The 23964-nt window shown below is 67.7% G+C and carries 20 protein-coding genes; 9 read left to right on the forward strand and 11 right to left on the reverse strand.

The window, feature by feature from the left end; genetic code table 11:
• Positions 1–2 precede the first annotated feature (2 nt).
• The 5 genes from Q0938_RS02830 to Q0938_RS02845 are packed head-to-tail and all read right to left on the reverse strand — an operon-like array spanning position 3 to position 6917.
• Positions 3–2108 (reverse strand): hypothetical protein, encoded by a 2106-nt coding sequence (locus Q0938_RS02830; protein ID WP_299358926.1) that lies wholly within the window; start codon positions 2106–2108, stop codon positions 3–5.
• Entirely contained in the window at positions 2105–2968 is an 864-nt protein-coding gene (locus tag Q0938_RS19350) for a DUF4159 domain-containing protein (protein ID WP_366942726.1), read from the reverse strand. The genes Q0938_RS02830 and Q0938_RS19350 overlap by 4 nt, the downstream gene beginning before the upstream one ends.
• Entirely contained in the window at positions 2965–4911 is a 1947-nt protein-coding gene (locus Q0938_RS02835; protein ID WP_366942727.1) for a BatA domain-containing protein, read from the reverse strand. The genes Q0938_RS19350 and Q0938_RS02835 overlap by 4 nt, the downstream gene beginning before the upstream one ends.
• 12 nt (positions 4912–4923) lie before the next feature.
• Positions 4924–5919 (reverse strand): DUF58 domain-containing protein, encoded by a 996-nt coding sequence (locus tag Q0938_RS02840; RefSeq protein ID WP_299358929.1) that lies wholly within the window; start codon positions 5917–5919, stop codon positions 4924–4926.
• Entirely contained in the window at positions 5916–6917 is a 1002-nt protein-coding gene (locus Q0938_RS02845) for a MoxR family ATPase (protein ID WP_299358931.1), read from the reverse strand. The genes Q0938_RS02840 and Q0938_RS02845 overlap by 4 nt, the downstream gene beginning before the upstream one ends.
• A gap of 63 nt (positions 6918–6980) precedes the next feature.
• Here Q0938_RS02845 and Q0938_RS02850 point away from each other — a divergent pair, with 63 nt between their 5' ends.
• Positions 6981–7517 carry a DUF1285 domain-containing protein gene (locus Q0938_RS02850; protein ID WP_299358933.1) on the forward strand — a complete coding sequence of 179 codons (537 nt, stop codon included), beginning with the start codon at positions 6981–6983 and terminating at the stop codon, positions 7515–7517.
• Between the two features lie 452 nt (positions 7518–7969).
• Positions 7970–9790, forward strand: coding sequence for a translational GTPase TypA (gene typA / locus Q0938_RS02855; RefSeq protein WP_299358935.1), 1821 nt, complete (start codon positions 7970–7972; stop codon positions 9788–9790).
• A 102-nt stretch (positions 9791–9892) separates the two neighbouring features.
• On the opposite strand, the gene purU is transcribed toward typA, so the two are convergent.
• The 6 genes from purU to Q0938_RS02885 form a co-directional block, all read right to left on the reverse strand.
• Positions 9893–10777, reverse strand: a complete 885-nt coding sequence (gene purU, locus Q0938_RS02860) for a formyltetrahydrofolate deformylase (RefSeq protein ID WP_299358937.1) — start codon at positions 10775–10777, stop codon at positions 9893–9895.
• 53 nt (positions 10778–10830) lie between these two features.
• Positions 10831–11154 (reverse strand): 2Fe-2S iron-sulfur cluster-binding protein, encoded by a 324-nt coding sequence (locus Q0938_RS02865; RefSeq protein WP_299358939.1) that lies wholly within the window; start codon positions 11152–11154, stop codon positions 10831–10833.
• Positions 11155–11438: 284 nt separating this feature from the next.
• Positions 11439–12761 carry a beta-ketoacyl synthase gene (locus Q0938_RS02870; protein ID WP_299358941.1) on the reverse strand — a complete coding sequence of 441 codons (1323 nt, stop codon included), beginning with the start codon at positions 12759–12761 and terminating at the stop codon, positions 11439–11441.
• A complete protein-coding gene (locus Q0938_RS02875; RefSeq protein ID WP_299359591.1) occupies positions 12758–13015 on the reverse strand; it encodes an acyl carrier protein in 258 nt (85 codons plus the stop codon). The genes Q0938_RS02870 and Q0938_RS02875 overlap by 4 nt, the downstream gene beginning before the upstream one ends.
• A 16-nt stretch (positions 13016–13031) precedes the next feature.
• Positions 13032–14132 (reverse strand): UDP-3-O-(3-hydroxymyristoyl)glucosamine N-acyltransferase, encoded by a 1101-nt coding sequence (gene lpxD / locus Q0938_RS02880; protein WP_299358943.1) that lies wholly within the window; start codon positions 14130–14132, stop codon positions 13032–13034.
• Positions 14133–14155: 23 nt separating this feature from the next.
• Positions 14156–15736, reverse strand: a complete 1581-nt coding sequence (locus Q0938_RS02885) for a L,D-transpeptidase family protein (protein WP_299358945.1) — start codon at positions 15734–15736, stop codon at positions 14156–14158.
• Positions 15737–16020: 284 nt separating this feature from the next.
• Here Q0938_RS02885 and Q0938_RS02890 point away from each other — a divergent pair, with 284 nt between their 5' ends.
• The 7 genes from Q0938_RS02890 (at position 16021) to Q0938_RS02920 (ending at position 23930) form a co-directional block, all read left to right on the forward strand.
• Positions 16021–16578 (forward strand): DUF882 domain-containing protein, encoded by a 558-nt coding sequence (locus Q0938_RS02890; protein ID WP_299358947.1) that lies wholly within the window; start codon positions 16021–16023, stop codon positions 16576–16578.
• A 220-nt stretch (positions 16579–16798) separates the two neighbouring features.
• Positions 16799–18244: a mannose-1-phosphate guanylyltransferase/mannose-6-phosphate isomerase gene (locus tag Q0938_RS02895; protein ID WP_299358949.1), complete on the forward strand. Its 1446-nt coding sequence runs from the start codon at positions 16799–16801 to the stop codon at positions 18242–18244.
• 192 nt (positions 18245–18436) lie between these two features.
• Positions 18437–19429, forward strand: a complete 993-nt coding sequence (locus Q0938_RS02900) for a TRAP transporter substrate-binding protein (RefSeq protein ID WP_299358951.1) — start codon at positions 18437–18439, stop codon at positions 19427–19429.
• An 87-nt stretch (positions 19430–19516) separates the two neighbouring features.
• Entirely contained in the window at positions 19517–20167 is a 651-nt protein-coding gene (locus tag Q0938_RS02905) for a TRAP transporter small permease (RefSeq protein ID WP_299358953.1), read from the forward strand.
• Positions 20164–21489 (forward strand): TRAP transporter large permease, encoded by a 1326-nt coding sequence (locus Q0938_RS02910; RefSeq protein ID WP_299358955.1) that lies wholly within the window; start codon positions 20164–20166, stop codon positions 21487–21489. Before Q0938_RS02905 ends, Q0938_RS02910 begins: the two co-directional genes overlap by 4 nt.
• A 100-nt stretch (positions 21490–21589) precedes the next feature.
• Positions 21590–22915: an aspartate aminotransferase family protein gene (locus tag Q0938_RS02915; protein ID WP_299358957.1), complete on the forward strand. Its 1326-nt coding sequence runs from the start codon at positions 21590–21592 to the stop codon at positions 22913–22915.
• 13 nt (positions 22916–22928) lie between these two features.
• Positions 22929–23930 (forward strand): ABC transporter substrate-binding protein, encoded by a 1002-nt coding sequence (locus Q0938_RS02920; protein WP_299358959.1) that lies wholly within the window; start codon positions 22929–22931, stop codon positions 23928–23930.
• Positions 23931–23964: the final 34 nt, after the last annotated feature.

A 23964-nucleotide genomic window follows, 5' to 3' on the forward strand; every position in this document is an offset into this window, starting at 1 on the left:
GGTCACGCCGGTCGCCGCCGCAGGCGGCCGCCTTCCAGCAGCCAGGCCGCGATTGCCAGTCCCGCGACCAGCGCCAGCCACACCCAGTCCGGCAGCAGCGGCCGTCGCGTCAGGCCGGAGACCTGCGCGGCGTCCCGCGGGGTCACCGCGATCCAGTCCCCCGTCACTCCCCGCCCGAAAGCCGACCGGCCCGGCCTGGCCAAACGCACCTCCGGCACCCCGTCCGACAAAGCCCGCACCGACCCGCCGGTCGCCTCGGCCAGCCCGCCCAGCACATCGGCCGTGGCCACTATCTGTTCGAATTCCCGCGGCGCGGCGGGTCCCAGAGCCACAAGCCGCGTCAACTCGCCATCATCCAGCGCGTAGAGCCCCGGACCGGGGGCTTGCCAGGTCGCCGAAAAGCGGCCGGGCCCGGTCTCCTGCAGCGGCAGCGAGGTGGTCGCGCCACCCGGGCCGGTGATCGTGACTGGTGCGGCGGTGTCCTGCATCGTCCGGCGGATCACGGTCAGGGACAGGTCGCGGCCAACCTGGGCCAGCAGCGCCTCCTCCTCCAGCTCCGGCTCCTTCATCGACCAGTGCGCGATGCGACGCAGCATTTCGAGCTGCGGCCCACCGCCTTCGAAGCCACGCCCCCAGAGCCACACCTGGTCCGAGGCAAGCAGCGCCACGCGCCCCTCGCCGACGCGGTCAAGCACCAGCAGCGGCGCGTCGCCATCAGCCGTCATCACGACCTCACTGTCCGGGTTCGGGACGATCTCCTGCCGCTGCAGCCAGCGGCCCCAGCCGGGCGGCGTATCGGCCGTGCCCGCCTGCGGCAGCGCGGCGGTCACAGGATGGCGGCGCCCGGCGTCGGTCAGTTGCGGCGTGAACGGCGTCTCGATCACCCTGCCAGTCGGACGGGCCGGGAGGATGTCGCCCATGGGGGACAGGTTGAGGCTTTCGACGCTGGCCATTTCCGGACCGGCCGACACCAGCAGCGCGCCCCCTTGCTCGACATAGCGGCGGATGTTGGCAAAATAGGCCGGCGGCAGGATACCGCGCACCCGGTAGCGATCGAAGATGATCAGGTCGAACTCGCCGATGCGCTGCTCGAACAGCTCATGGGTGGGAAAGGCGATCAGCGCCATCTCATCCACCGGCACCCCGTCCATCTTGTCCGGCGGCCGCAGGATCGTGAAATGGACGAGGTCGACGTTTGCATCGGATTTCAGCAGGTTGCGCCAGGTTCTTTCGCCGGGATGTGGTTCGCCTGACACCAGCAGCACCCGCAGCCGGTCGCGCACCCCTTCGATCTGCACCGCCACCGCATCGTTGCGGTCGGTCAGTTGCGGGGCGCCGGCCTCCGGCGGGTCCAGCCGCACCGACACGACGTTCTGGCCCGCATGAGTGACGGTCACCGGCAGGTCAAGCGGCATGCCCGGCGGCAGCGCGATCACCTGCTCGTCCTCGCCCTCGACGCGGACGCGCAGCGTGGCGGGGCGCCCCGCCATTTCGGGCGGAACCGCGCCCTGGTCCTCGATGCGCAGCCGGACGACGGCCGGGCTGCCGATCAGCGCGAAGGCCGGCGCCTCGTCGACCACCAGCCGCCGATCCCAGTCGTCCGCCTGCCCGGTCAGCAGGACATGGACTGGCGCCGGCGCGGTTGCCGGCACCGCCGGCGCGTCATGGGCCTGTCCGTCGGTCACCGCGATTACGCCAGCCACCCGCGCCTCTGGCTCGGCCGCGAGCGCCCGGGTCAACGCCGTCCCGACCAGGGTCCCGTCCGGATCATCGCCGACGGTGACGCGCCGCAGCTCGACATTGGGAAGACCTGCGAGTTGCCGCGTCAACGCGTCCACGGCGACGTCGGTCTGGTCTGCCCGCCCGGGCAGGTCCTGGCTGGCGGTGCGATCCTCCAGCAGGATCACGATGTCGGACAGTCCCTGCCGCACCCCTTGCTCCAGCACCGGACCCGCAAGCGCCGCGGCGGCCGCCAGACCGGCCAGACCGCGCAGGGCCCAGCCCGGCAGTCCCCGCCACAATGCCCAGCCGGCAACGACGACCGCCAGGGCGGCGAGTGCCGCCACCAACACCAGCGGCACGGCGGGATCCAGTCGCAGCCCGGTCACGGCAGGCTCTCCGCCCCACCCTGCCAGGCATCACGCCCCAGACGGTCCAGCAGTTCGGGCACGTGCACCTGATCGGATTTGTAGTTGCCTGTCAGTACATACATGATCAGGTTGATCCCGAATCTCAGCGCCAGCTCGCGCTGCCGCTCGCCATCCAGACCGCTGCCGATCTGGTGGGTGGGCAGGCCGCGATCGTCGATCGCCCAGGCCTCGGCCCAGTCATTCGCACCGATCAGAACCGGCGAGACCCCGTCGTTCAGCCGCCGGAAACCGACGCCTGCGCCGGTTTCCGCGGTCGTGCCCGCGGCCTCGGCCCAAAGCGGGGTGCCCTGCCAGCGGCCCGGGAAATCGTCGAGCAGATAGAAGGTCCGGGTCAGCACGTGATCGTCGGGCACCGGTGCCAGCGGCGGAATGTCCAGCGGCGCCGCCAGACGCTGCAGCTCCGCCTCGCCGTCGGGACCGCCAAGGCCCGCCACGTCGCCGTCGCCGGTATCGAACAGGATCATCCCGCCCGAGCGCAGGAAATGGTCCAGCTTGAGGTAGGCCGATGGCGACGGCGCGGGCTGGGCATCGGTGACGGGCCAGTAGAGAAAGGTCAGCAGGGACAGATCATCCCGGTCCAGGTCGATCCCGATCGGCGGTCCGGGCTCGACCGTGGTGCGCAGCGTCAGCCCCTGTGACAACCCGTCCATCCCCTGCCGGCTCGTCTCGTCCGTGTCCGGATCGCCGGTCAGGACATAGGCCAACGCAACCTGCCGCGCCGCCGCCGCCAGCGCCGGATCCGGGTCCTGCTGCTGGGCAGCGACGCGACCGCCCGGCAGGCCCGCAACCATGACCAGCATCAGGACCAGCCGTATCATGCCGCCGCCCCGCGCCAATTCCGCCCGCCGCGGCGGCCGGCCAGCATCGCAGAGGCGAGCGCGTCGACGGCAAGCAGCGTCGCGGCCAGGGCGATCAGCCAGCCGCGCAGGTCGGTGCCGGTCGTCTGCCCCGGGTCCTCGACGACCGCCCCCGGCCACTCCGCGCGGACCAGCCCGTGGCCCGCGTTCAGTGCCACGCGCCGTTCACCGGCGACATACAGCCCCGCGGGCACCCCGGGACCTGGTCCCTGGGCCAGATCGTCGGCTGCCACCGGCGTCAGTCCGTCCGCGGGGACGGTCCGTCCGAACCCGTCCAACACCGTTTCCGCCGTCCAGAACGCCTGTTCGCCGTCATCGCCTGCGGGTGCATCGGCGTGGCCGGTGCGCGCGGACTGGACCAGCCGCATCAGCATGTCCACGAACAGACCCGACAGCGGCAGGGTCGACCAGCCCGGGCTGGCCGCGGTGTGGACCAGCACCACCTGCCCCTGCCCCAGCTCCTCGCGGGTGACCAGCGGCGTGCCGTCGCTGAGCCGCACCAGCGTGCGGGCATCCAGCTGCGGATCGGGATCGGCCATCAGCTGCGCGCGCACCGTCACATCGTCCGAGGGCAGCAGCCCGGCGAACGGACCCTCCGCGTCGAACCGTTCGATCGTCTTCGGTTCGCCCCAGCTCAGCGCCCCCCCGACATCACGGCCGCCCGGGCGCAGCCGGGCCGGCAGCAGCGGGTCGAGGTCCAGGGTTTCGGATGCCGCCATCCGTGGCCCGGCAAAGCGGATCAGCAGCCCGCCTTCCTCGATCCAGCGCGGCAGGGCCGCGTCGGCGAGATCGAGCACTTGGTCGGGCAGGATGATGACGTCCGGTGCCGCCGGGAGTACCTCGGACAGTGTGCCTTCGATCAGGTCGGTCTGCGGGGCCAGCGCACGCCGCAGGTAGTGCGTGGAGGACAACAGCGCCTGTCCTTCGGTTTCGCGGGCGTCGCCGGCAATTGCGACCTTGCGCCGTCGCACCCGATCGTCGGCCAGCACCACTGCCCCGGCCCCGGGCTGGTCTTCCAGCACGAAGCGGGTGACCCGGTTGCGCAGTTCGGACGGCAGGTCGATCGGCAGGGTCGCGGTGGCGATCCCGTCTGCCAGGCTTGGCTCGGGCGGGTCCAGCCGGGCCAGCGTGCGAAACGTTCCCTGCGGGTCCGGGCCGGTCGCCAGCACGGCCGGCAGCGGGCCGCCCGCGGTCGACTGCATCGTAAGGACCGGAGTGGCGCCGGTGTCGATCCGCAGGCTGCGGACGGCAGATGTCGGCGGCACCACCGTGACGTCGCCGCGGGCAGACAGTGCCGCAAGCCAGTCCGCGCGCCCGGGGTGGTCCAGCCCGTCACTGAGCCACAGCGTCGAGAAACCCTCCGGCGCCTCCGCCAGGCTGGCGGCCGGGTCCCCGGGATAGCGCGTCTCCCATGGCTGGGGCTCGGCCGCGCGCAGTCGCGTCACCTGCTCTGCCGCGGCCTGGAACGGCAATGTGGTACCGCGACCGGGCGCGCCGTCGGCCAGCAGCACGGCGACCGGGCGGGCGGCCGCCGCTGCTGCATCAAGCGCCCCGATCGCCCGCGCCCTCATGGCGGCCCAGCCTGGCGCCGCCGTCCAGCCCGCATCCACCACGACCAGCAACGGCGCGCGGCCCGGATCGGCCGGTGCGGGTTTCCACACGGGCCCGGCAAACCCCAGAATTGCCGCCCCAACGGCTGCGAGCCGCAGGGCGAGCAGCCACCATGGCGTTCGCCGCGCGACCGGCGCCGGGTCGGCCAGGCCGATCAGCAGGACGGTCCCGGGAAAGGTGATCTCTTTCGCCCGGGGCGGCACAGCGCGCAGCAGCAGCCACAGCAGCGGCAGGGCGATCAGCGCCGTCAGGACCCAGGGCGCGGCAAACCCCAGCGGGCCGAGTGTCAGCACGCGCCCACCTCGTCAGGCCTCTGCCGTGTTCCGGGCAACCGGCCGAATGGGTGCATTCGGATCGCGCCGCTCGGGCCGGTCCTGTGGAGACACGCCCCCCGTCGTGACCCGGCCCGGCGCCCGGTTGCCCAGGGTGCCGTGCAACCACAGCAGGGCGCCGGTCGCGGCGTTGCCGGTGTCGTGGGTGCCGAACTGCCAGCCCGCCGTCGCCGCGACCTCGGCCAGCGCCGCGCGCCGGTCGGCCAGGCGCGCCAGATACGCGTCGCGCAACGCAGCGGCGTTTCGGGTTTCGTGCGCCAGCACGCCGGCCGCGGAGCGGAACCGGACCGCGCCGGCAAAGGGAAAGCCCTCCTCGACCGGATCGAGCACCTGGAGCAGCGAGCCCGTGATCCCCTGCGCGGCAGCGCGCGCCAGATAGTCGCGCAGCGGCGCCGGGTCATCCAGGAAATCACCAATCAACACCTGCCGGCGAAACGGGCGCAGATCGGCGACGGGGGGAAGGTCGTCGTCCCCTGTTCCCTGTCCCTGTGACACCAGCAGCTGCGCGATCCGGTCCGCCTGTGCACGGCCGGGCTGCGGCGTGTGACCGGCCAGCCCGACCTTCTCGCCGCCGCGCAGCAGCACCAGCGCCAGCGCCAGCGCCAGCAGTTCGGCCCGTGCACGTTTCGTGGGACGGGACGGATCGCCGCGCCACGCCATGCCCCGGCTCGCCGACACCCAGATCATCGCCGTCTGCGCCGTTTCGGATTCCCGCTCGCGCACGAAGGTGGCGTCGGACCGCGCCGACCTGCGCCAGTCGATCTGGCGCATGGTGTCGCCGGGCGCGGCGGGCCGGTACTGCCAGAAATCCTCGCCGACGCCGGGGCGGCGCAGCCCGTGGACGCCCGGCTGCAAGGCTGCGGCCAGCCGCTCGGCTGACAGCAGCAGTTCGGGGACCGCAGCGGCCGCCGCCTCCGCCTCGGCGCGCAGCCGCGCGGCGCCGGGTTCCCGGGACACAGCCACGCTCATGCAGCCATCTGGCGCTGCCCTGCGGCCAGCCGGGCGATCACGTCGTCCACGCTGTCGCCCCGCGCGCGCGCCGCAAAGGACAGCGCCATGCGATGCCGAAGAACCGGCGCTGCCATTGCCGCGACATCGTCGAATGTCGGGGCAAGGCGCCCGTTCAGCACCGCGCGGGATCGCACCACCAGCGTCAGCGCCTGCGCCGCCCGCGGCCCCGGCCCCCACGCCAAAGTGTCGGACAGCCAGCCCGGCGCGTCGCCTGCCCCCGGGCGGGCGGATCGGACCAGGTCCAGGATGGCTTCCATGACCGTTTCCCCGACCGGCATCCGGCGGATCAGATGCTGGGCCGCGACCAGCCCCGCGGCGTCGAAGACGCCATGCGGCGCGTCCTCCTCGACCCCCGTGGTCGCCATCAGGATCGCCCGTTCGGTGTCCCGGTCGGGATAGTCGATGTTGATCTGCAGCAGGAACCGGTCCAGCTGCGCCTCGGGCAGCGGATAGGTTCCTTCCTGCTCGATCGGGTTCTGCGTCGCCAGCACGTGGAACGGTCGCCCGAGCGGTCGGTTCTCGCCGGCGACGGTAACCTCGCGTTCCTGCATCGCCTGCAGCAGTGCCGACTGGGTGCGGGGACTTGCCCGGTTGATCTCGTCCGCCATCAGCAGCTGCGTGAACACCGGACCCTTGATGAAGCGGAAGGCGCGGGTGCCGTCCGCCCGCACGTCCAGCACCTCGGACCCCAGGATGTCGGCGGGCATCAGGTCGGGCGTGAACTGGATCCGCGCCGTGTCCAGCCCCAGCACCGTGCCCAGCGTGTCGACCAGCATCGTCTTGCCGAGGCCGGGCTGACCGACCAGCAGGGCGTTCCCGCCTGCGAGGATCGCCGCCAGCACCTGCTCGACCACCGCGTGCTGGCCGACAAAGCGGCGTTCGACGCTGCGCCTGGCCTCGGCCAGCCGGTCGGTCAGCGCCAGAATGTCGCCGACAAGCCTGTCGTCCTCGGCCATGACAAAGCCCCTGAACTGTTCTATCGACAGCATAGGGACAGCCGCAGGAAGGCTCCACAGCCAATGGCACAGGACAGTGACAAAACCGTGAGTTCTCTCGCCGCGGCCGCCAGTGAGGCGAGCCGAAAGGGTCCAGCCCCGGTGCATCTGTGGAACCCGGATTACTGCGGCGAAATGGATCTGACCATCCGGGCAGACGGAACCTGGGTGCATGAGGGGCGGGTGATCGCCCGGCCCGAGATGGTGCGGCTGTTCGCTTCGGTCCTGAAGCGCGAGGGGGATCGGTTCTTCCTGGTCACGCCGGTCGAAAAGCTGGGCATCACGGTCGAGGACGCCCCTTTTCTGGCGATCGATGCCGACATCACGCCGGACAGCATCACCTTTGCCACCAATGTCGGGGATCGGGTGACCGCCGGTCCCGACAATCCGATCCGCGTCGAAGATCCCGATCGAACGCCGCGCCCCTATGTGCATGTGCGCCGCGGGCTGGATGCGCTGATCGACCGCAAGACGTTCTACCGCCTGGTCGAGGCGGCGGAGACCGGGTCAGATGGGCGACTGGTGCTGCGGTCCGCGGGGGCAGAATTCGAACTGGGCTGATCCCGTCACCGGGTTTGCGCGCCAATCCGACGGTGTTGCTCAGTGGGGTGCGCAGGACCCGCGGCATGCACGACGACGGATCCAAAGCCGCGGTGAATGCGGGAAGAAGCGGCTCGAGCTGCCGACTCGTCAAGGCAGGGAACCACGCCGCTCGCCGGATTGTTGGCCTGACATCCCACGCCGCGCTTTGCCGGCCCAAGTCACCAGAGGAAACCCTGACATGAATTCGATCATCTACATCGTCGGCCTGATTGTTGTCGTGCTGTTCATCCTGTCCATGCTGGGCCTGCGCTGACGGTCCGCGCGGCAGGGTCGGTGGATCGCCCGTCACCGAGGCGCGGGCCACCACCGACCGGGATCACCTGACGAACGCCAGCCGGCCGACAGGCTTTCGGCTGGCATTCAGCCTGTTGCTGCGCTAACGGGGCCGCGCAACTCTGGAAGGCGCCCCCATGGACATCCGCAACATCGCCATCATCGCCCATGTGGACCATGGCAAGACCACGCTCGTGGATCAGCTGCTCAAGCAGTCCGGCAGCTTCCGCGAGAACCAGGCCGTGGCCGAGCGGGCAATGGATTCCAACGACATCGAACGTGAGCGCGGGATCACGATCCTGGCCAAGGCCACGTCGGTCGAGTGGAAGGGCACCCGCATCAACATCGTCGACACCCCTGGCCACGCCGATTTCGGCGGCGAGGTGGAGCGGATCCTGTCGATGGTGGATGGCGTCTGCCTGCTCGTCGACGCGGCCGAAGGGCCGATGCCGCAGACCAAGTTCGTGACGTCCAAGGCCCTGGCACTGGGGCTGAAGCCGATCGTCGTTCTGAACAAGGTGGACAAGCCCGCGGCCGAACCCGACCAGACCCTGAACGAGGTCTTCGACCTGTTTGCCAATCTGGGTGCAACGGACGAGCAGCTGGATTTCCCGCATGTCTATGCGTCGGGGATCGGCGGCTGGGCCGACGAGGTGCTGGATGGCCCCCGCAAGGACCTGTCGGCGCTGTTCGACCTGATCCTGCGCCACGTCCCGCCGCCCGCGCAGCTGACTCAGCAGGACCAACCGTTCCGCATGCTGGCCACCACGCTTGGCGCCGACCCGTTCATCGGCCGGATCCTGACCGGTCGGATCGAGGCCGGTACCGTGCGCGCGGGCGACACGCTGAAGGCGCTGTCGCGTGAAGGCGAACGAATCGAGCAGTTCCGCGTCTCCAAGGTCCTGGCGTTCCGCGGCCTGACCCAGACCACGATCGACTCGGCCGGGGCCGGCGACATCGTGACGCTGGCGGGGATGAGCAAGGCGACGGTGGCCGATACGCTGTGCGCCCCCGAGGTCGATGCGCCGTTGCAGGCCAAGCCGATCGATCCGCCCACGATCAGCGTGACCTTCGGCATCAACGACAGCCCGCTAGCCGGGCGGGACGGCACCAAGGTCCAGTCCCGGGTCATTCGCGAACGGCTGATGCGCGAAGCGGAAACCAACGTGGCGATCCGGGTCGAGGACACGCCGGGCGGCGACGCCTTCGTGGTGTCGGGCCGGGGCGAACTGCAGATGGGCGTGCTGATCGAGAACATGCGCCGAGAGGGCTTCGAACTTTCGATCAGCCGTCCGCGGGTGATCTTCCGCGAGGAGAATGGCGAAAGGCTCGAGCCGATCGAAGAGGTCATCATCGACGTCGATGACGACTATACCGGTGCCGTCATCGACAAGCTGACCGGCGCACGCCGCGGTGATCTGGTCGAGATGCGTCCGGCCGGTCACGGCAAGACGCGGCTGGTCGCCCATGTCCCGTCGCGCGGGCTGATCGGCTATCAGGGCGAGTTCATGACGGATACCCGCGGCAACGGGGTGCTGAACCGCATCTTCCACGACTGGGCCCCCTACAAGGGCCCGATCGCCGGACGCCGTCAGGGTGTACTGATCTCGATGGAGGATGGCGTGTCCGTCGCCTATGCGCTGTGGAACCTGGAAGAGCGCGGCAAGCTGTTCATCGGCGCGCAGGAGCAGGTCTATCAGGGCATGATCATCGGCGAGCATTCCCGCGACAACGACCTGGAAGTGAACCCGCTGAAAGGCAAGAAGCTGACCAACGTGCGCGCCTCGGGCACGGACGAGGCGGTGCGCCTGACCACCCCGGTTAGGATGAGCCTCGAGGAAGCGATCGCCTATATCGACGACGACGAGCTGGTCGAGGTCACGCCCAAGGCGATCCGGCTGCGCAAGCGGCATCTGGACCCGCATGAGCGCAAGCGACAGGCCCGCGCCGACGCCTGAACCCGGGGTGCGGGCCTGCCCGGCGGGTCCTGCAGGGTCTATGATTCCGCCGGACCCGCGCGCATCCTGAACGCAACCGCCTCTGGCGGTTGCGGCGCCTGTTCAACCCATTCGTTCTGACGCGTAGCCGCCGGGGCTGGCCGGAAAGACGACGGTCTTGTTGCCGTTGGAAAAGACCCGGTGATGGATATGGGCGTGAATGGCGCGGGCCAGCACCTGCGCCTCGACGTCGCGGCCAAGGCTGACATAGTCAGCGGGTGACTGCGCGTGGGTCACGCGCACGGTGTCCTGCTCGATGATCGGGCCCTCGTCGAGATCCGCGGTGACGTAATGCGCGGTGGCACCGATCAGCTTGACCCCGCGTTCATAGGCCTGCCGATAGGGGTTTGCCCCCTTGAAGCTGGGCAGGAAGGAGTGGTGGATGTTGATGATCCGGCCGGCCATGCGGCTGCAGAACTGGTCGGACAGCACCTGCATGTAACGCGCCAGCACCACCAGCTCGGCGCCGCTTTCCTCAACGAGGTCCAGCAGCCGCGCCTCTGCTGCTTCCTTCGTCTCGGGCGTGACCCGGATGTAGTGGAACGGGATGTCGGCATTCACCACCACCTTCTGGTAGGTCAGGTGGTTCGACACGACGCCGACGATGTCGATCGGCAGCGCCCCGATCCGCCACCGATACAGCAGGTCGTTCAGACAATGGCCGAAGTTCGATACCATCAGCAGCACGCGCATCCTGTGGCGGGCCTCATGGAATTCGGCGGCCATCCCGAACTCGTCGGCGACCGACGCGAACGCCGCACGCAGCTGGTCCGCGGTCTCGCCCAGTTCGGACCGGAAGCTGACGCGCATGAAGAAGCGGCCGTTCTGCTGGTCGTCGAACTGCGCCGAATCCGTGATGTTGCAGCCATGCTGCGCCAGAAAACCGGCAACCGCCGCAACGATGCCGCGGCGGGTCGGACAGGCGACGGTCAGAACGAGGTCGGTCATGGCAGGTCCACCGCCTGATGCAGAAGGGCTGTGCTGCAGACTCGCCGCCGCGGTCAGATCTGTTTTTCCGGCATCTGGACGACAAGGCCATCGAGCGCGGGGGTGACCTTGATCTGGCAGGTCAGGCGGGACCGGACCGGATCGGGCTGCCAGGCAAAGTCCAGCATGTCCTCTTCCATCGGGTCGCGCGGTGGGAGTTGGTCAACCCAGGCCGGATCGACGTAGACGTGACAGGTCGAGCACGCGCAGGCGCCCCCGCAATCGGCCTCGATTCCCGGAATGTTGTTGTCGCGGGCGCCTTCCATGACAGTCATGCCGGGCTTCACCTCGACTTCGTGCCGGGTGCCGTTCCATTCGATATAGGTGATCTTGGCCATGGCCCGCTCCTTCGTCGTCTGGTGCACGGGATAGGGGATGGATGGGGGGAAGAAAAGACGGGCCGAGGGATCTGCGCGAGGGGCGCAGACCTCACCCCTGCAGCGGGCAATGCGTTCCGGCGATCCGGCTTCGCGTCTGCCAACGCGGCACCGGGACCGCCGGAACGTCTCCCTTTGAAGGTGATCTGACGCTTTCGGCGCGACCACCAGACCAGTCTGCCATGAACTGGTTAACGACTCGTTTCTGCCAGTTCCCATCTCGCCGGATACGAGGGCATTGCGCCTCAGACGCGCTTCAGCGCCAGCACGGCATTCAACCCGCCAAAGGCAAACGCGTTCGATAACACCGCATCGACCCGCGCGTCCCGCGCCGCGTTCGCCACGACGTCGAGCCCGCACTCAGGGTCGGGCTGCTGGTAACCGATCGTCGGGGCGATCACCCCGTCCCGCAGGGCCATGATGCAGGCAAGCAGTTCCACAGCTCCGGTTCCGCCTATCACATGCCCATGCATGGACTTGGTCGAAGAGATCATCAGCCGGTCGGCATGGTCGCCGAAGGCGTGGATGACGGCGGCGGTCTCGGTCCTGTCATTGGCTGCCGTCCCGGTGCCGTGGGCGTTGATGTAGCCGATCTGATCGGGATTGAGCCCTGCGTCCTGCATCGCGCCGGCGATCGCGCGCCCGGCTCCGCCGGCCGAGGGCATCACGATGTCCTCTGCGTCGGCGGTCATCGCGAATCCGGCCACCTCCGCCAAAATCTCGGCCCCGCGTGCGCGGGCATGCTCATATTCCTCGAACACGAACACCGCCCCACCTTCGCCCTGGACCATGCCGTTCCGGTTGGCGGAGAACGGGCGGCAGGCGTCGGGCGACAGGACCCGAAGCCCTTCCCACGCCTTCACGCCGCCGAAGCACAGCATCGACTCGGACCCACCGGTCAGCATCACCCGGGCGCCGCCAGACCGGATCATCTGGAAGGCCAGCCCCATGGCGTGATTCGAACTCGCACAGGCTGACGACACCGTGAATGCGGGGCCGCGCAGGCCGAACTCCATGCTGAGATGGCTCGCGGCCGCGTTGTGCATCAGCCTGGGGACGACAAGCGGGTGAACCCGGTTCTTGCCCTCCTCATACACGGCCCGATAATTCTCGTCAGAGGTGTGCAGTCCGCCGCCGGCGGTACCCATCACCACCCCCGAAGCCAGTCCGAGTTCGCCGTCGAAGGCCAGCCCCGATTGCGCCACCGCCTCTCGTGCGGCGAGCAGGGCGAACTGCGTGAACTTGTCGTAGAGAAGGATCTGCTGGCGGCTGAACCAGGTCTCGGGCCGCCAGTCGTGGATCTGCGCCCCGATCCGAATGGTCAGTCGGTCCACGTCCCGGAAATTCAGCGGGGTGATCCCGCATGTCCCCTCCCGAAAGGCGGCAAGCGTGGAGGGGACATCCAGGCCAAGGGCATTCACCGTCCCCGCACCGGTGATCACCACCCGCCGCGGCCCACTCGAATTCGCCGGCTGCGACCGGACGGGGGCAGCCTGGACGGGGGGACCAGCCGACTTGGACTGCCGCCCGGCACTGGCGGTCGTGCCCGGCGCCTCGCCTTCGCTCATCCCTTCGCGGCCACGAGCTTTGCCACTGCCGAGCTAATCGACCCGACCGACCTCAGGTCGAAGTCCGACTGTACGGGTTCATTGACATTGTAGGGGATCGAGATGTCGAAGGCTTCCTCGATGGCAAACAGCGCCTCGACCATCCCGAGACTGTCGATCCCCAGATCGGTGGGGCTCATCTCCGCATGTATCTGGCCCGGCTCGAGCATCGCCTGTTCCGCGATGATCGTCACGATCCGGTCATGGACGTCCAGTGCCATCTGACAACCCTCATTTCCCGTCGGTCAGTGTTGCGACCGTTTTCTGAAGTTCGGCCACCTGCCTGGCCAGTCGCGGCAGTCGACGGGTCGCCTTCTGGATTTCCACCTGCGTGTCCATCCGGGTCGCGGGCGACCCCAGCACCACGCGGCCGGCCGGAACGTTGGTAAAGATCTTGCTGGCGCCACCTGCGATCACGTCGTCGCCGACGAAGATGTTGTCGCTGACGCCGCACTGGCCACCCAGCACCACCCGGTCGCCGATGCGGGACGATCCGGCGATGCCCACCTGCCCGGCCATCAGCACATCGGCGCCGATCTGCACGTTGTGTCCGACATGCACCTGGTTGTCGAGCTTGCTACCCGACCCGATCGAGGTGGCGCGGATCGTGCCGCGGTCGATCGTCGCGTTCGCGCCGATCTCGACGTCATCGCCGATCTCGACCCCGCCCAGCGAATGGATCCGGACCCAGTGCTGGGATCTCGCCTCGCCCCTGCTGCCGAGCGTCCTGCGGATTTCCTCGACCCCCGACTCCTCGGGTGTGACAAAGGAAAACCCGTCGCTGCCGATCACCGCACCAGGCTGCACGATCAGCCGATCGCCGGCGGTGACGTGATGGCCGATGCGGACCCCCGCCCCGATCAGCGCGTCGTCCCCGATCACCGTCCCGCGGCTGACGGACACATGCGCGCCTATCCGGGCACCCCGGCCGATGCGCACCCCGGCGCCGATCACCGCAAAGGGCCCGATCGAGACAGGATCGTTGATCTCCGCATCGGGCGCGATGATCGCCGACGGATGGATCCCCGGCCAGGCATCGGGGCCCTGGTCGAACGTCCGGGTCAGACCCGCCATCGCCAGCCGGGGGCGATTGACCAGAACCGCTGCGGTCAGCCCGTAGGCGTCGGGGTCCATTCCCTGGGCGAGCAGCGCGATGCTGCCGGGCCGCAGGGCCTGCGCATATTTCGGCGCCATGGCCAGCGCAATGCGTCCGGTGCCGCCCTCGACCGGCTCCACCTCGGACGGTTCGCCCGCGCCGGTGATGCGGATCGCAGCATCGCCCCAGGGCTGCGCGTCAAGCGCACGGGCCAGTTCGGCCAGGGTCACGGTCATCCGGATTCCTTTCGCCCGCGGTGTTAACCGCCGCCGTCACCGGTTTCCAGTCCGGCCTCCTGCAGCGCCTCCCACAGGCGCGCGTCCCGGCCGTAGATGTCCGGATAGCTGCGGATGCTTCCGTCATCGTCGGGAAAGCTGGTGAAGTACACGAGATGCACCGGGATCGTGGGCTCCAGCGGCAGCCAGCGCTCCCGTCCGGAGCGCAATGCGGTGGCGTAGGTCGCCGTCGGATCGGCCACCTGTCCGCGCAGCAATTCATAGGCAAGCTCCTGCGGCCGTCCGACCCGCACGCAACCATGTGAAAAGGTGCGGCGGCGTTCGGAAAACAGCCCCTTGGTCGGGGTGTCGTGCAGATAAATGTTCCAGGGATTGGGGAAGATGAACTTCACCTCACCCAGCGCATTGTCGTCGCCGGGCTTCTGCCGCATGCGATAAGGAAAACTGCGCGGGGTGTACTTGGCAAAGTCGATCTGGTCGCGCGGGATAACCCTTCCGCGCTGGTCCACGACGTCCAGATGACCCACTGAATGGCGGTTCTGCTGCAGCCGGGGCAGGTATTCAGCGATGGTGATCGATCGGGGAACGTTCCAGGCGGGATTGACCACCAGGTATTCCATCTGGTCGGAAAACTCGGGCGTGCGCAGATTCGGGTCGGTCTTGCCGATCACCACGCGGGTTTCGAAGATGGTCTGCCCGTGCTCGACCACCCGGGCGGTGAACTCCGGCAGGTTGACCCACACATGGCGGGCCGACAGGTCGTGGCTACCCATCCATCGCATCCGCTCCAAGGCGATCAGCAGCGCCTTTCGCCGCGTCTCGTCCCCGTGGTTCAGCTGTGCGATGGTCTGCGGCCCCGCGATCCCGTCGGGCTGCAAACCTGCCCTATCCTGAAACTGCCGGACGGCGGCGGACAGCGGCTCGTCGAAAATCTCGCCGTCGCCCGCCGACAAGCCCAGCGCCGCCAGACGTCCGCGCAAAGCCACGATCGCCGGGCCCCGGTCCCCGGGTCTCCACAAGCCAGCGGGAACTGGCGGCGTGCCGGGCGCGGGCAGTTCGTCCTGCAGTTCCGCCAGCGCAGCCTGCAGCGCACGATAGCGAGGATCACGCGGCTCGATCAGCCGCAACGCCTCTGCGGGATCGTTCGAGCCGGCGAACGTCGCCAGCACCTCGTCCAGGGGCGGCCGCCGCACGTCGCGGTGTATCCCGCTGTCGACGCGGTCCGGCTGGACGATCCCGCCGGTCACATCGTTGACCCATCGGGCGAACGTCATGGCAAAGGCAAGCTCGGCGTCCGCTCCGCTCGCGCCAGCCTGGTGGACGCGCTCCAGATCCGGACCGCGGTAGCGCGCAGGCGGCAGACCGTGGATCGATGCGCGCTCGATCGCGGCCAGCAGTGCGATGCGTCGGGCGGCGCCGGCGGCTCCCGAGAACACGGGGTCGAGGTTGCGGCCGCCATAGAACGCCGCCAGTCCGGGTTCGATTGCGATCGCCTCGGCAAAGGCCCATTCGGCTGACGAGAACTCGATTCGCGGCGCCGGCGCCGCGGCCGCCTGTCCGGCGCCACTCAACCAGCAGGCGAACAGCGCTGCGGCGGTTATCACCCCGAAATCAGGGCGAACATGTCTGCGCTGGAAGCTTGGCACGGATCGGCCTCGTGTGAATAGTCGCTGTTCACCCAACGTTACACGGAGCCTCGTTTCCGAAAGGTTCCGCATCTTTTGTCCGTAGGCAGATTTTTGCCGATTGTGGCAAATTCCCGTCAGGGCTGTAAACAGCCGGGTTTCGCGGCTCGCGGTACGGTGACATACTGTTAGGTGTTCCGGAATAAATCGGACCGGCCATCACGATGGCAAGCAGAACGAACGCAGGACAGGCGGATCAGAACATGACCTTCGAACTATCGCGTCGCGGCCTCCTCGGCGTGTTTGCGGCTACCTCGGTCGCTGCAGCACCCGTGATGGCGAACGCGTTCGGGATCATCCGTGGGGCCGGTGACTATCGCCGGATCCGGATGTACTCCGGGCGGACAGGGGAAAGCATCGACACCGTATACTGGGTCGAAGGGAAATACATCCGCGACGCGTTGAACGAGATCAACGTGCTGATGCGGGACTGGCGGACCGGACAGGTGATCGGGATCGACCCGCGCACCATCGACGTGGCGGCTGCATCGCACCGGCTGCTGCAGACGAACGAACCCTACATGATGCTGTCGGGCTATCGCTCGCCGAAGACCAACGCGATGCTGCGGGCGCGCAGCTCGGGTGTGGCGCGCAACTCGTTGCACACAAAGGGCAAGGCGGCCGATCTGCGTCTGAAGTCGCGCTCCGTCGGCCAGATGTACAAGGCGGCGATGACCTGCAAGGCAGGCGGCGTCGGGAAGTACACGCGCTCGAATTTCGTGCACATGGATTGCGGTCCGATCCGCAACTGGGGCGGCTGACCGGGTCCTTTTTCGTGCAGATGAGACGGATATGGCGCGGCCCGCATTTGCGGGCCGTTTTCATTGACACTTGCACGGTGTCATCAATCCTGGCCACAAGGGTCCGGCGGTTCTGTCGGCGACAAGACCCGTGATCCGCCGCGCTGCGGAGCAGCCATGACCGGATTGCCCATGCGCGCCCCGCTGAACCCGAAGAGGCTTGCGCCTGAGGAGTGCCGCAGTGACCGAGGACGACCAGATCACCACCGTGACCCCGGTCCTGCTGGCAGGTGGATCCGGCACGCGGCTGTGGCCGGTGTCGCGCAAGTCGTTCCCCAAGCAGTTCGCCCGGCTGATCGGGAATCGCACCCTGTTCCAGGCATCGGCGCGCCGCCTGTCGGGACCGGGCTATGCCGCGCCGGTGGTGCTGACCAACGCGGACTTCCGGTTCATCGTCACGGAACAGCTGGCGGAAAGCGGGATCGATCCTGCGGCGATCCTGATCGAGCCGGATGGCCGGAACACCGCGCCTGCGGTCTTGGCAGCCTCCCTGTACGTGGCAGGAAAAGAACCCAACGCGCTGCTGCTGGTCGCACCCTCGGATCACGTCGTCCCGGATGCCGCCGGCTTTCGCCAAGCGGTCGCGGCCGGTGTGCCGCTGGCATGCGCCGGACGGATCGTCACCTTCGGCATCCAGCCGACCCGCCCAGAAACCGGCTACGGGTATCTGGAGGTCGCGGGCGACGGGTCGGCAGAGACCGCCGATCTGAAACGCTTCGTCGAAAAGCCTGATGCCGCCTCGGCAGCGCGCATGCTGGAAGAAGGCAATTTCCTGTGGAACGCCGGGATTTTCCTGTTCGCCGCGGGCACCATGATCGAGGCGTTCCAACAGCATGCGCCCGACTATCTCGCCCCTGTGCAGACCGCCCTTGCAGATGCCCGGCCCGACCTGGGGTTCCTGCGTCTGGCGCCCGGCCCCTGGGGGCAGGTCCAGGATCGGTCCATCGACTACGCCGTGATGGAAAAGGCCGACAACCTCTCCGTGGTCCGGTTTGCCGGCAAGTGGTCCGATCTGGGTGGCTGGGATGCGGTCTGGCGCGAGCTCCAGGCCGCCGGCCCGGCGCCGCGCGGCGTCGTGGTCGATGACCGCTCGACCGCGATCGACTGTGACGACGTGCTGCTGCGATCCGAGAATGACGATGTGGAGGTGGTGGGGATCGGGCTGAGGGACATCATGGTCGTGGCGACCAATGACGCCGTGCTGGTGGCCGATCGCAACCGCGCCCAGGACGTCCGGCTGGCTGTCGCAGCGCTGAAGGACAAGGGCGCACGACAGGCGGAAACCTTTCGCCGCGATCACCGGCCGTGGGGCTGGTTCGAGACGCTCGTCCTGGGCGAGCGTTTCCAGGTCAAGCGGATCGTCGTCCACCCCGGCGCGGCGCTGAGCCTGCAGAGCCATGTGCACCGATCCGAACACTGGATCGTGGTCAGCGGTACAGCCCGGGTGACCGTCGACGATCAGGTCACGTTGCTGTCGGAAAACCAGTCCGTGTATGTTCCCTTGGGTTCCGTGCACCGTCTGCAGAACCCCGGCAAGGTGCCGATGGTGCTGATCGAGGTGCAGACCGGCCCCTACCTGGGCGAGGACGACATCATCCGCTACGAGGACGTCTACGCCAGAAGCTGATGCGTCCGCTTACCGGCGGGACCACGCGGCCGGGTCGCTGCCCTGCCACAAGGTGCCAGCAGTCGGTGGCACTCGTCGGGTCGCCGACGTGATACCGGATCGCAGCAATGCTGTCGCAAATGACAGGTGTTGACGCTGGTGCGGAAAGCAGCCGCAGCCTATGCTGCCCCGCAGACAGACAGAGGAGTTTCCATGAACCGCATCCTGAAGACATGCCTGACCGCGCTGCTGGCGTCCGGTGTGGCCCTGCCCGCCCTGGCGCAGGACATCTCGATCAAGTTCAGCCACGTGGTCGCCCCGGACACGCCCAAGGGCAAGGCTGCCGCAAAGTTCAAGGAACTCGCCGAGCAGTACACCGAGGGCAAGGTCGCGGTCGAGGTCTACCCGAACAGCCAGCTCTACAAGGACAAGGAAGAACTTGAGGCGCTGCAGCTCGGCTCGGTCCAGATGCTCGCCCCGTCGCTCGCCAAGTTCGGCCCGCTGGGAATCGGCGATTTCGAGGTGTTCGATCTGCCGTTCCTGTTCGACGGCTATGACCAGCTGCGGCAGGTGACCGATGGCGAAATCGGCCAGCAGATGCTCGGCCGACTGGAAGAAAAGGGCATCAAGGGCCTGGCGTTCTGGGATAACGGATTCAAGATCATGTCCGCGAACTCGCCCCTGCAGTCGCCCGACGACTTCCTGGGGCTGAAGATGCGCATCCAGTCGTCCAAGATCCTGGAGGCGCAGATGGAAGCGCTGGGCGCATTGCCCCAGGTCATGGCTTTTTCCGAGGTATACCAAGGGCTTCAGACCGGTGTCGTCGACGGAACCGAGAACCCGCCCTCGAACATGTACACGCAGAAGATGCACGAGGTGCAGAAACACGCGACCCTGTCCGACCACGGCTATCTGGGTTACGCGCTGATCGTGAACAAGGAGTTCTGGGACGGTCTGCCGGACGACGTGCGGGGGCAGCTGGACCGGGCGGTCGCCGAGGCGACCGAATACGGAAACGGCATCGCCAAGGAAGAGAACGACAAGGCGCTGCAGGCAATGCGGGATGCCGGCACGACCGAGTTCCACGAGCTGACCGAGGAGGAACGCGCCGCGTGGAAGGAAAAGCTGGTTCCGGTGCATGAAGAAATGGCAGAGCGGTTCGGGGCCGAGCTGCTCGCCTCGATCAAGGCAACGCTCGCGCAGTAGACTTGACACAATGAGAAGGGGCCGGCTGCGATGCACCGACGGCTGGCCCACCCTCCTTTCCCCTAATCCTGCTCGGGGCTGACCCAGATGTTGCTTCGCCTTCTCGACCGCTTCGAGGAGATCTTCATCTCGCTGCTGATGGCGGCTGCGGTGGTCCTGATCTTTGTCGCGGTCCTCCATCGGTTCTCGCTCGGCTGGCTCGCCGACCTGATGCGCTACGGGCGCACGAACGAGATCGCCTGGCTGGCCGAGAACAGTCGCAGCCTCTATTCCGCCGTCAGCGGGATCAGGCTGACCTGGGCGCAGGAAGCCTGCATCTACCTGTTCGTCTGGATGGCCAAGTTCGGCGCCGCTTATGGCGTGCGGCTGGGCATCCATGTCGGGGTGGACGTGCTGGTCGAGCGACTGTCCCCGGAACAACGTCGGCCGGTCACGGTGATCGCCTTTCTGCTGTGCATCCTGTTCACGGCGCTGGTGGCGTTCATCGGGTTCGATTTCGTGCGCGAGATCTATCACACCGGGTCGGTGTCAGCCGATCTGGAGATCAAGATGTGGATCGTCTATCTGGCGGTTCCGGTCGGCTCGGCCCTGATGTGCTTTCGGTTCCTGCAGGCGCTGTGGACCTATCTCCGGACCGGAGAGCTGGCCCACCACGATCATGCGGTCGAGGGGCTGGCGGTGAGCCAGGGTAACGAAGGCGCCTCTGCCACCACTGCCGCAGGAGAGCCGCGCCCGTGACCCCCGTCATCATCTTCGGACTGCTCAGCGTCCTGCTGCTCACCGGCATGCCGGTCTCGATCGCGCTGGGGCTGACGGTCTTCGGCTTCCTGTTCGCCTTTGCCGACATTCCCATGGACAGCATCGCGCTGAAGCTGTTCACCGGGATCGAGAAGTTCGAGATCATGGCGATCCCGTTCTTCATCCTCGCCGGCAACTTCCTGACCCATGGCGGCGTGGCCCGCCGGATGATCAACTTTGCGACCTCGATGGTCGGGCACTGGTATGGCGGGCTGGGCCTTGCCTCGGTCGTGGCCTGCGCCCTGTTTGCCGCCATCTCCGGATCGTCCCCGGCCACCGTCATGGCCGTCGGTTCGATCCTCATCCCCGCGATGGTCGCGCAGGGTTATCCGACCCGCTTCGGCACCGGGATCATTGCGACCTCGGGCGGTCTGGGCATCCTGATCCCGCCGTCGATCGTGATGGTCATGTATTCGGTCGCGACCTCCGGGATGGTCGTGACCGGCCCGGACGGAGAGCCGGTGATGGCCGCCTCCATCGGCACGATGTTCATGGCAGGCGTGGTGCCCGGCCTGATCCTGGCGATGATGCTGGGGACGACGACGTTCTGGCGGGCCTATTCCAACGGCTACCCCCGGATGACGCGGGCCAGCTGGGGCGACCGCTGGCGGGCGTTCCGGTCGTCGGTCTGGGGCCTGATGCTGATCGTGATCATCATGGGCGGCATCTATGGCGGGATCTTCACGCCGACCGAAGCGGCCGCGGTCAGCGCCGTCTATGCGTTCTTCGTCGCGGTGTTCATCTACAAGGACATCAGGCTGCGCGAAGTGCCCAAGGTCCTGCTCAGCTCGGCCGCGATGTCGGCCATGCTGCTCTACATCATCACCAACGCGGTGATGTTCGCCTTTGTCCTGACCAGCGAACAGATCCCCCAGGCGATGAGCGAGTTCATCACCGACATGGGGCTGGGCAAGATCGGGTTCCTGCTGGCCGTGAACGTGATCCTGCTGGTGGTCGGCATGGTGATGGAGCCGTCGGCGATCGTCCTTATCATGGCGCCAATCCTGTTCCCGGTAGCGGTCAAGCTGGGCGTCGATCCCGTGCATTTCGGGATCATGATGGTCGTCAACATGGAGGTCGGGCTGGCCACCCCGCCTGTCGGATTGAACCTGTATGTCGCGGCATCCCTGTCCAGGATGGGCCTGACAGAGGTCACCCGCGCCACGATGCCATGGCTGCTGACCGCGCTGCTGTTCCTGATGCTGGTCTCCTATGTCCCCGCCATCTCGCTGTGGCTGCCCCACACGCTGGGGATGAGATAGGCTGTCTCATCCGGACGCGGCGGGCATCTGCCGCGTCCCATCGCTTGACTGCCGTCCTGCCGCTGCTAGCGTCGCCGGGTCCCAGCAGGAAAGACAGATCATGGCCCTGGATCACAAGCCCGCCCCGAACGACCTGCGTGCGTTCTGGATGCCGTTCACCGCGAACCGGCAGTTCAAGAGCCAGCCGCGCATGCTCGTCGCCGCAGAGAACATGCACTATACCTCCGCCGACGGGCGGCAGATCCTGGACGGGACCTCGGGGCTGTGGTGCTGCAACGCCGGACATTGTCGACCCCGGATCACCAGGGCCATCTCCGACATGGCCGGCACACTCGATTACGCGCCGGCGTTCCAGATGGGCCACCCGACGGCCTTCGAACTGGCCAACCGGCTGGTCGATATCGCGCCGGACGGGATCGACCATGTATTCTACTGCAATTCGGGGTCAGAGGCCGTGGACACGGCGCTGAAGATCGCCCTCGCCTGGCATCGGGTCCGGGGTGAGGGCCAGAGGACGCGGCTGATCGGACGCGAACGCGGCTATCATGGCGTGGGCTTCGGCGGCATCTCGGTGGGGGGGATCGTCAACAACCGCAAGTTCTTCGGCACGGCGCTGAACGGCGTCGACCACCTGCCGCATACGCATTTGCCGGAAAACCGGATGAGCCGCGGCCAGCCGAAGCATGGCGCGCACCTGGCCGACGAGTTGGAGGATCTGATCGCGCTGCATGGCGGCGACACCATCGCGGCGGTCATCGTCGAGCCGATGGCCGGATCGACCGGCGTCCTGTTGCCGCCCAAGGGCTATCTGGAACGCCTGCGCGAGATCACGACTCGCCACGGGATCCTGCTGATTTTCGACGAGGTCATCACCGGTTTTGGCCGGCTGGGGTCGCCCTTCGCCAGCAAGCATTTCGGCGTCACGCCCGACATGATCACCTGCGCCAAGGGGCTGACGAACGGGGTGATCCCGATGGGCGCGGTGCTGGCGACCTCGGCGATCCATGACGCCTTCATGCAGGGCCCTGAACACGTGATCGAACTGTTCCACGGCTACACCTATTCCGGCAATCCGATCGCCTCTGCCGCGGCGATCGCAACCTTGGACACCTATGCCGACGAGGGGCTGCTGACTCGGGCCAAGACGCTGGAGGCTCACTGGGAAAAGGCGCTGCACGGACTTGCCGACCATCCCCATGTCGTCGACATCCGCAACATGGGCCTCATCGGCGCGGTCGAACTGGCGCCGATCGACGGCCATCCCGGCAAACGCGCATTCGACGTCTTCGTGCGCGCGTTCGAAGCGGGGATCATGATCCGGGTAACGGGTGACATCATCGCCATGTCGCCGCCCCTGATCATCAGTGAGGCGCAGATCGACGAGCTGGTCGGCACGCTGGGTGAGGTGCTGAAGGCGGCGGCGTGAGCCTGACCTGCAGGTGAGATGGAAAACTGCCCTGACGATTGCCGCCGTCGGGACGATGCTGCTGCCGCGCCCCGGTCACGCGGACGAGCCCTTAACCCTGCAGCTGAACTGGCTGCCGCGGGCGCAGCACGCGGGCTATCTGATGGCGCAGGCAAAAGGCCATTTCCGCGCCGAGGGGCTGAGCGTCATCCTCAAGCCCGGCGGGCCCGCGGTCGCCCCGGTGCAGGTCATTGCGGCAGGCGGCGCCGACATCATCATCGAGTCGCTGCCCACTGCTCTGGCCGCCCGCGCAGCCGGTCTGCCGCTCGTCAACGTCGCGCAGCCGTTTGCCGTTTCCGGATGGTGGCTGGTCTGTCGGTCCGACAGCGGCATCAGCGGGGCCGAGCCGGACCTGCGCGGCCACACGATCGGGGTCTGGCCGAATGGCAGCGAGGTGCCGCTGCGGTTGTGGCTGCAGAGCCGCGGCATCTCGGCCGATGGTGGCGCGGACGGGGTGACCCTGCTCGCGCAGGATGTCGGCATCGCGCAGCTGCAGGACAAGCGCGCCTCGTGCATCTCGGCGATGAGCCACGACGAGGTGATCCAGCTTGCCGAGGCCGGCATTCCGGACGACGCCTTAGTCAGCTTTCGTCTGGACGGGCCGCTTCTGCCGGATGGTCTCTATGTCCTGGATCATGCCCTGGGCGATCCGCAGATGCGCGACCGACTGGTGCGCTTTGTCCGGGCTGCGATGCGGGGCTGGCGAGATGTGCGCCAGAATCCGGAAGCGGCGGTGGACGTCCTGCAGGCGCACGGGGCGGGGATGATCGATGAGGAGTTGTTGTCCGACGCGCAGCAGCGGCGCCGGCTGGATGCGGTTCTGCCGCTTCTAAGCGATGAAGCCGGCAGACTGGACGACGATGCCTTCCGCCGGGCTGTTCCTGCGTCCTCGCGCTCGGCCAATCACGCGGCAGCAACCGGCGGTGACGCCGCGGAGGCATTCACGCACGCGATCACCGACGCGGCGCGAAACTGACCGCGAGAGGCTGAGGCGACCTGCTGACTGAAGG

Source organism: uncultured Paracoccus sp. (assembly GCF_947496875.1).
Lineage (GTDB): Bacteria > Pseudomonadota > Alphaproteobacteria > Rhodobacterales > Rhodobacteraceae > Paracoccus.